The following is an 8,937-nucleotide window of genomic DNA, read 5'->3' as shown; positions in this document are numbered from 1 at the left end:
GGGCCATCCGCCCGGCGGCCCGCAGGCGCCGGTGCAGAGCGGTCTCGGGCCGGCGGTTCCACAGGATGATGAGGCCGGTGTAGCCGAGGACGCCGGTGCGGTCCCGAGCGTGTTCGGGATCGTTCCGACGAATGCCACGTCCGGGGAGAAGTCGCGGGCCGCCACCCACACCAGCCCGAGAGCGGCGAGCGGCAGGCCCACCCCCAGGCCGGTGCGAGCCATGCGCCGGTAGAACGCGGCCGGGCGGTCACCGGTCATGACCCCGGTGCGGTAGAGCGCAACCCCGATCAGCATCATCCCGACCGCTCGCGACGCGAAGTCCACGATCATGAACAATCCGGCCGTGGGGCCGACCTCGAGGCCGGCCGCCCAGAACCCGCCCAGCCCGCTCCCGTCGCCGGGAAGCGAAACCTGGAACAGGAGGGCGGCAACGGGCGACAGCAGCAGCGCCGCGCCACCCAGGACGAGGAGCGTCCGCGGGCGGCGGTTACGGAGCAGGATGATGATGGGGGAGACCAGCGCGTAGCCCACCAGGATGTCCCCCTCCCACAGCAGCAGGTGGAGAAGGCCGATTCCCAGGAGGAGCAGGTTGCGCCACAGGCTCAGCAGCGCCGGTCGATGCGTCCGGGTAGCGGCCCGGTCGCAGAACAGGGCGATACCCGCGCCGAAGAGCAGCGAGAAGAGGCCCATGAACTTCTGGTCGACGAAGACCTCGCCGAAGGCTCCCACCAGCCAGTCCAGCCACGTGTCCGAACCACCGGCCGACAGGTTGAAGTAGGGACCGGCGCCGAGGCCGAAGGCGACGGCGTTCATGACCAGGATGCCGAGAATGGCCACGCCCCTGATCATGTCCAGGTAGGTGTTGCGGGAGCCTGACCCGATCGGCCCGGCCCGGACGGTCTCGTCTCCCGAGCTGCTCATCGGATCAGGAAGCTAGCCGGAACCGCAGCCGGGGAGGGCACGCCCGCCGGGGTGGAGCGTCCCGGCACCGGATGCAGGTTTCTGAATCGCTCGTGCACCACGTTCAGATGTCGTGCATGTCCGGGTCGCCGAAGGACGTGCCACCAACAGGCGCCGGACGAACCGTATCCGGCCTCCCAGCCCCGTGACACGCTCCAATGGGCTTCCTTTCTTGCCCTCGCCTCCTCCAGTGACTGTGTCGCCTCGGTGGAACCCGGAGGAAGAAATCTAAAGATATCGTGTATAGAATCTGCCAGCACATGTCGATTTCATGGCAACCAAAGGGTTTCGGGTCGATATGGATCCACAAAGGCTCCTCTTGAGGCGCGGGCGGCCCGGCTCGCGCCGGTTCGCTGGGGGGGGGTGTTTCGCGGTGTGGGGTAGCCGGAACCGCCCGCTTAGGGCAGGGCAGAGGCGGTCTCCGGTTCCCGCACGCCCGGCCGGGGCGCAGTTGGCCCCGGCCGGGCGCCCGTCGTGGCGTATCGAGAGGCCTCATGTAGGGCACCCGTGGAGCGAGCGCTTACGTCTAGGTGTGGTGCTGGCGCTCCTGATCGGACTGGTCGGCCAGCTGCCGGGGGGCGCCAACGAGCCCGCGTTTCGAGATCCCCTCTCGCCGGGCGGGGCGTGGCACGAAATCGGGCCGGAGCAGGACTTCCGGACGGCGCAGTCCAACACCGTCCCGCACTTCCCGGACAGCGATACCGGTCACCGCACCGTGGCGGAGAACACCCCTGCCGGTAGGGCGTTCGGCGACCCTGTTACGGCGGACGATCCCGACGCCGGCGACACGCTGACCTACGCATTGTTTGACCACAATTCCTCTGGCGGCTTCCGGCACTTCTCCATCAATTCCTCGACCGGGCAGTTGCTCACCAAGAACCCCCTCGACTTCGAGACCAAGTCGACCTATACATTGAGCGTTCGCGTGAGGGACGGTCACGGCGCAGTCAGCCAGGATTTCATACTGATCACGATCAGGGTCGTCGACGTCGATGAGCCGCCCACGATTACCGGGCCTGCGAACCCGCCATACGTCGAGGGCGGCACGGGCGTCGTGGCCACCTACACCGCCACCGGGGGGTCCGGCAGGATCAACTGGAGCCTGAAAGGGATCCAGTCCGACCACTACACCATCAACAGCGCGGGTCAGCTCAGCGTCTCGGAGGTGCCCGACGGCAGCCACGACACGTTCGAGGTGGTGGCCACCGACGAGTCGGGGATGTCGTCGGATTTTCGCGTCACCGTCGATGTCTTGCCGGCGATCAAGGGGAACACCGCGGTCAGACGGTTGGAGGGCTCGGACCGGACGGTTGCGACCTACACCATCACCGATCCGTCTCCGGCAATCCAGAACTGGCGGAAGTTGGGCGACGACGCAGGGGACTTCAATTTCAGCTTCGGCGGCGCGCTCAACCAGAACCTCACGGTCAGATTCGCAGCCGCGCCCGACTTCGACAATCCCGCCGACGCCGACGGGGACAACGTTTACGAGTTGACCGTAAGAGCCTGGGACGGTGTACGGGCCCGCGACCTGGACGTCACGGTCACGATCGGCGAAGACCCGGACAACGATCCCCCCACCATCTTTAGCACCACCTTCCCCACGACCCACAGTCACCAGGAGACCGTCGACATCAACCATCAGCTGACCATGCGGGACGACGGAAATAGAGACAACGTCCGCCTGACCATTGCGGGACCGGATGCGGCCAAATTCTTCATCTTTGAAGAAGGCTTCGGCGGGGCATGGGCGATCGGCATACTGAAGATACCGGACTTCGAGAATCCCGGTGACAGCGACGGCGACAACGTCTACCGGTTCACCTTGAAGGCTCATGACGGTTTCAACACCACCGAGCAGACCTACGCCGTGACGATAACCGACCTGCAGGAGGCCCCGAAGGTGTCGGGCCTCGAGAATGTCAGACTCGGGACGGCGGAATCCGGCACCATCGCCACCTACACGGCCAGTGACCCGGAAGGGAGCACCGTAACCTGGTCGCTGGAAGGCGACGACGCAAACCAGTTCAACATCAGCAGTTCCGGCGCCCTTAGCTTCAAACAGCCCTCGACCGCCGGCACCTACGAAGTTACTGTCAAGGCTTCGGACGGAAGCAAGTCTCACACCCTTGACGTGACGGTCAAGGTGACCGACGCCACCAACACGGCGCCCACCATCACCAGCGGGCCGACCACAGTCAACTCGATGGAGAACACCCGCACCGCTGTAGCGTTGGGAACCTATGTCGCCAGCGACGGCGACAACGACGGGATTAACTGGAGCGTCACGGGAACCGACTCGGCCCACTTCACGATCGGCGCCTTCGGGAACCTCCGGCTCGTGGCCCCGCTGGACTTCGAGAGCCCCGCAGACAGTGACACCAGCAACGATTATCAGGTGACGGTCACGGCCTCGGACGGAGTCGCCTCGGCCACCCGGGCGGTGACCGTCAACGTGACCAACGTGAACGAAACGCCCAACGTCACCGGCCCGAGAACGCCGAGCGTGGCGGAAAACGGAACAACGGTGGGGACCTACACCGCCGCCGATCCCGAGAACGCCACCATCACCTGGACGGTTGTGGGGGCGGACGCTAGCCACTTCAACATCAGCAGCGGCGGGGTGCTCACCTTCCAGCAGGCGCCCGACCGGGAGTCGCCCCAGGATCCCGACGGCGACAACGTCTACTCGCTGATCGTGAAGGTGTCGGATGGCTCCACATTCGACACGCTGCCGGTCCGGGTCACGGTCACCAACGTCGCGGAAGCGCCGTCCTGGACCGGCGGTCCCACCACCGTGAGCTACACCGAGGAGACCACCGACCCGGTGGGGACCTACACCGCCACCGACGGGGACAACGACCCCATCACCTATTCACTGTCAGGCACGGACGCCGACGACCTCACCATCAGCAACGGCGGGGTGCTCAGCTTCAAGGTCACACCGGACTTCGAGGACGCCGCCGACAGTGACACCAACAACACCTATCTGGTGACGGTCACAGCCTCCGACGGCACCACCGAAATCACCCGGAGTGTGACCGTCACCGTGACCAACGCCAACGAGGCGCCCACCGTGACCGGCCCCAGGTCGATCACCAAGGGAAAGGGCGGCGCCAAGACGGTGGCCACCTACACCGGCGCCGACTCGGACAACGACGCCATCACCTGGAGCGTGACGGGCGATGACGCAAACCACTTCGAGATCAGCACCGGAGGCGCGGTCGCGTTCAAGCAGACGCCCACTGACGGACTCCGGGACGCCGACCAGAACCGGGTATATGAGATCAACGTGGTGGCCACCGCCGGTTCCCACACGACCTCGCTGGCGGTCCAGGTGACCGTGACCAGGGTGACCGAGGAGAACACCCCGCCGACCATAACCGGAGGGTCCACCTCCGTGAGCTACGCCGAGAACGGAACAGGGGTGGTGGAGACCTACACCGCCACCGACGAGCAGCAGACCACCATCAACTGGTCGGTGGAGGGAACCGACTCCGGGGACTTCAGCATCAACAGTTCGGGGCAACTCACCTTCGCCTCCTCCCCGGACTTCGAGAGCCCCGCCGACGACGGCGGAAACAACGTCTATGACATCACGGTCAAGGCCTCGGACGGGATCGCCGCGGTCACCCGGGATGTGACCGTCACCGTGACCAACGTGAACGAGGCGCCCACCGTGACCGGCGGGCCCACCACCAAGAACTACGCAGAGAACGGCACCGCCGCGGTCGGCACCTACACGGCCACCGACCCCGAAGGGAGCACCATCACCTGGACGCTGTCGGGCACCGACTCCGGGGACTTCAGCATCAGCAGTTCGGGGCAACTCACCTTCGGCTCCACCCCGGACTTCGAGAGCCCCGCCGACGACGGCGGCAACAACGTATACCAGGTGACCGTCAATGCCTCCGACGGGACCAATTCCGGCACCCGGGCGGTGACGGTGACCGTGACCAACGTGAACGAGGCGCCGGCTTTCACCGGCGGGCCGACTTCCAAGAACTACGCGGAGAACGGCACCGGCGTAGTGAACACATACACGGCCACGGACCCCGAAGGGAGCACCATCACCTGGTCGGTGGAGGGCACCGATTCCGGGGACTTCAGCATCAACAGTTCGGGGCAGCTCACCTTCGCCTCCACTCCTGACTTCGAGGACGCCGACGACAGTGACACCAACAACGTCTACAAGGTGACGGTGAAGGCCTCGGACGGGACCAATTCGGCCACCCGGGCGGTGACGGTGACCGTGACCGACGTGAACGAGGCGCCCACCTTTACCGGCGGGCCGACTTCCAAGAACTACGCGGAGAACGGCACGGGCGCGGTGGGCACATACACGGCCACCGATCCCGAGAGCGCCACCATCACCTGGTCGCTGGAGGGCACCGACTCCGGCGATTTCAGCATCAGCAGCTCGGGGGAGCTCACCTTCGCTTCCTCCCCTGACTTCGAGGACGCCGACGACAGTGACACCAACAACGTCTACAAGGTGACGGTGAAGGCCTCGGACGGAAGCCTCTCCGCCACCCGGGCGGTGACGGTGACCGTGACCAACGTGAACGAGGCGCCCACCCTCACCGGTTCCACATCGGTGTCCAAGGCGGAGGGCGCCGACAAGTCGGTGACCACCTACACGGCCAACGATCCCGAAGGGGCCACCATCACCTGGTCGCTGGCGGGCACCGACGCCGGTGACTTCAACATCAGCACCAGCGGAGCACTCAGCTTCAAGCTGGCGCCCGACAGAGGGACGCCTAGGGACGCCGACACCAACAACGTCTACCTGGTGACGGTGAGAGCCTCGGACGGGACCAACCAGGTCTCCCTCAGCGTGACTGTCACGGTTACCGACGTCAACCATGCGCCCACCTTCACCGGCGGGGACACCTCGGTGAGCTATACCGAGAACGGCACGGCCGCGGTGGACACCTACACCGCCACCGACCAGGACAACGACACCATCACCTGGTCCCTGGAAGGCACCGACTCTGGAGACTTCAACATCAGCACGTCGGGGCAGCTCACCTTCGCCTCCTCCCCTGACTTCGAGGACCCCGACGACAGCGACACCAACAACGTCTACTCGGTGACCGTCAAGGCCTCCGACGGAACCAACTCGGTCACTCGGGCGGTAACCGTAACCGTCACCAACGTGAACGAGTCGCCGACCGTGACCGGATCCGCATCGGTGTCCAAGGCGGAGGGCGCCGACAAATCGGTGGGCGACTACGCGGCCAGCGACCCGGAGGGCAGCGCCATCACCTGGTCGCTGGCGGGCACCGATGCCGGCGACTTCAACATCAGCACCGCCGGCGCACTCAGCTTCAAGCAGGCCCCCAACCGGGAGTCGCCGCAGGACGCCGACCAGAACAACGTCTACCTGGTGACGGTCACGGCGAAGGACGCCGACAACAACGCCGGCACCCTGGCGGTCACCGTCACCGTGACCAACGTGAACGATCCACCCACCTTCACCGAGGGGTCGGAAACCGTGAGCTATGCCGAGAACGGCACCGCCGCGGTGGACACCTACGCCGCCACCGACCCAGAAGGGGCCACTATCACCTGGTCGCTGTCCGGCACCGACTCCGGCGACTTCGAGATCAGCGAGGTCGCCGTGGTGGGTGGCGGCGTCAAGGGCGTGCTCAGCTTCACCTCCTCTCCGGACTACGAGAGGCCCGCCGACAGCGGACGCAACAACGTCTATGACGTGACCGTCAAGGCCTCGGACGGAACCGTCTCTGCCACCCGGGCGGTGACCGTCACCGTGACCAACGTGAACGAGGCCCCCGTCTTCACCGCCGGGCAGGAGACCGTGTCCTATGCCGAGACCAGGACCAACGCGGTAAGCACCTACAGGGCCACCGACCCCGAAGGCGCCACCATCACCTGGACACTGGCGGGCACCGACACGGACGACCTGGAGATCAGTTCCTCGGGCGTGCTCACCTTCAGTTCTTCACCGGACTTCGACAACCCCACCGACAGCGACGCCGACAACGAGTACCGGGTGACGGTCACCGCCTCGGACGGGACCAACACGGCCACCAGGGACGTAACGGTGAGGGTGACCAGGGCCGGCGCGTCGAACGAGCCGCCGACCGTCACCGGCGGGACGGCCGTCAGCCACGACGAGAACGACACCGCCGTGGTGGAGACCTACACCGCCACCGACCCCGAGAACGATCCCATTACCTGGTCGCTGGCGGGCGCCGACGCCAACGACTTCACCATCAGCACCGACGGCGCACTGACCTTCCGGCAGACCCCCGACCATGAGTCGCCGCGGGACGCCAACCGCGACAACGAGTACCTGGTTACCGTCAGGGCCTCCGACGGGACCAACACCGTCACCCTCCAGGTGACGGTCACCGTGTCGGACGTGAACGAGGACGTCACCATCTCCGGCGGGCCGACCGCCGTGAACTACCCCGAGAGCAGCGTTAACCCGGTCGGCACCTACACGGCCGCCGACCCCGAGAACGATCCCGTCACCTGGAGCATCTCCGGCGGCGCCGACGGCGGCGACTTCGCCATCAACGAAGACGGGGAACTCAGCTTCTCCAACCCGCCGGACTACGAGAATCCCGCCGATAGCGACTCCGACAACGTCTACGAGGTGACGGTGCAGGTCTCGGACGGGGCGGCCCAACCCACCGTGGATGTGGTCGTCACGGTCACGGATGTGAACGAGGCGCCCGCCATCAACGGCGGGTCGACCACCATCAACTACTCGGAGGGCGACACCGCCGCCCTCGGGGAGTACACGGCCGTCGACCCGGAGGACTTCGCCATCGGCTGGTCGCTGGCGGGCCGCGACGGTGGCGACTTCGTCATCACCTCGAGCGGTACCAACAACGAGTACGGAGAACTCGCCTTCAAGTCCCCGCCCGACCGCGAGTCGCCGCAGGACGCCAATCGCGACAACGTGTACGAAGTGACCCTGCGGGCCTTCGACGGGTTCGAGACCGGCACGCTGGAAGTCACGGTCACCGTCCGCAACCTCGAAGAACCGGCCGAGGGCGTCCTGTCGCACGTGCAGCCGCAGGTGGGCGTCGCGCTGCGGGCGACCCTGGAGGGCGCCGAGGTACCGCGGAGCGGGATCGACTGGACGTGGCAGTCGGGCACGACCAGCGTGGGATTCTCTACCGCGGCAAGCATGACAGACCGACCCCCGGTGGCCATTGGCGGGATCGGGGCGGGCGCCGTCCAGGACCTCAAGGGGACGGACGCAGTCACCATGTGGCGATCGCAGCCCGAGGCGGCCATATTCCTGCGAGGGATGGGAGACGCCGAACTCTGGCAGGGAGGCGGCTCCAGCATCGTCACGCCCGGGGGCTCGGACCTCGCCGTGCAGAGCGTCAATTCCCCCACCTACACGCCCAAGGAGGGTGATGTGGGCCAGTCTCTCTCTGTCACCGCCTCCTACACCGACGTCCACGGCACCGAGCAGACGGTCGTGATCCCCGCCGACAACCCGCCGCGTGCGGAGCCCGAGGAGAACAGCCCGCCCGCCTTTGACGACACGGACAAAACCCGCAGCGTCCTCGAGAACGAGCCCGCCGATACGCCGATCGGGGATCCGGTCGAGGCGGTGGACCCGGACGGCGCCCGGGACCCGCTCGTCTACTCCCTGAGCGGGTCGCACACCGCGTTGTTCAAGATCGACCGGGTGACAGGACAGTTGTCGACGCGGGTCCCGCTCGACCGGGAGGCCCGCCTGAGCTACGTGGTGGGGGTCGTCGCCACCGACCCCTCCGGTCGCAAGGACACCATCTACGTCACGATCAACATCGACGACGTGGACGAGCCTCCGATCGTGACAACCGACCAGAGGATGGTGTACCACCGGAGCGGCAATTCAGGGCCGGTCGGCACCTGGCGCGCCCGCGACCCCGAGGGGGCCAAGGTCACTTGTGAGGTTGACCCGGTTTTGTGGACACTTACAGACTTGTGATTATTGGTCATGGG

The 8,937-nt window shown here is 66.3% G+C and carries 2 protein-coding genes; one reads left to right on the top strand and one right to left on the bottom strand.

Annotated features, from left to right (window positions below):
- Window positions 1-921 (bottom strand): hypothetical protein (locus OXK16_03860; protein ID MDE0375083.1); only part of this gene is annotated, 921 nt, incomplete at its 3' end.
- Between the two features lie 571 nt (window positions 922-1,492).
- Between OXK16_03860 and OXK16_03855 the strand changes: the two genes are divergently transcribed.
- Window positions 1,493-8,923 carry a cadherin domain-containing protein gene (locus OXK16_03855; protein MDE0375082.1) on the top strand — a complete coding sequence of 2,477 codons (7,431 nt, stop codon included), beginning with the start codon at window positions 1,493-1,495 and terminating at the stop codon, window positions 8,921-8,923.
- The last annotated feature ends 14 nt before the right edge of the window (window positions 8,924-8,937 follow it).

The sequence above is a fragment of the bacterium genome, from assembly GCA_028821235.1.
GTDB lineage: Bacteria > Actinomycetota > Acidimicrobiia > Spongiisociales > Spongiisociaceae > Spongiisocius.
The sequence above is the reverse complement of the archived record's forward strand: the minus strand, read 5'-3'. Positions and strand labels throughout refer to the sequence as shown.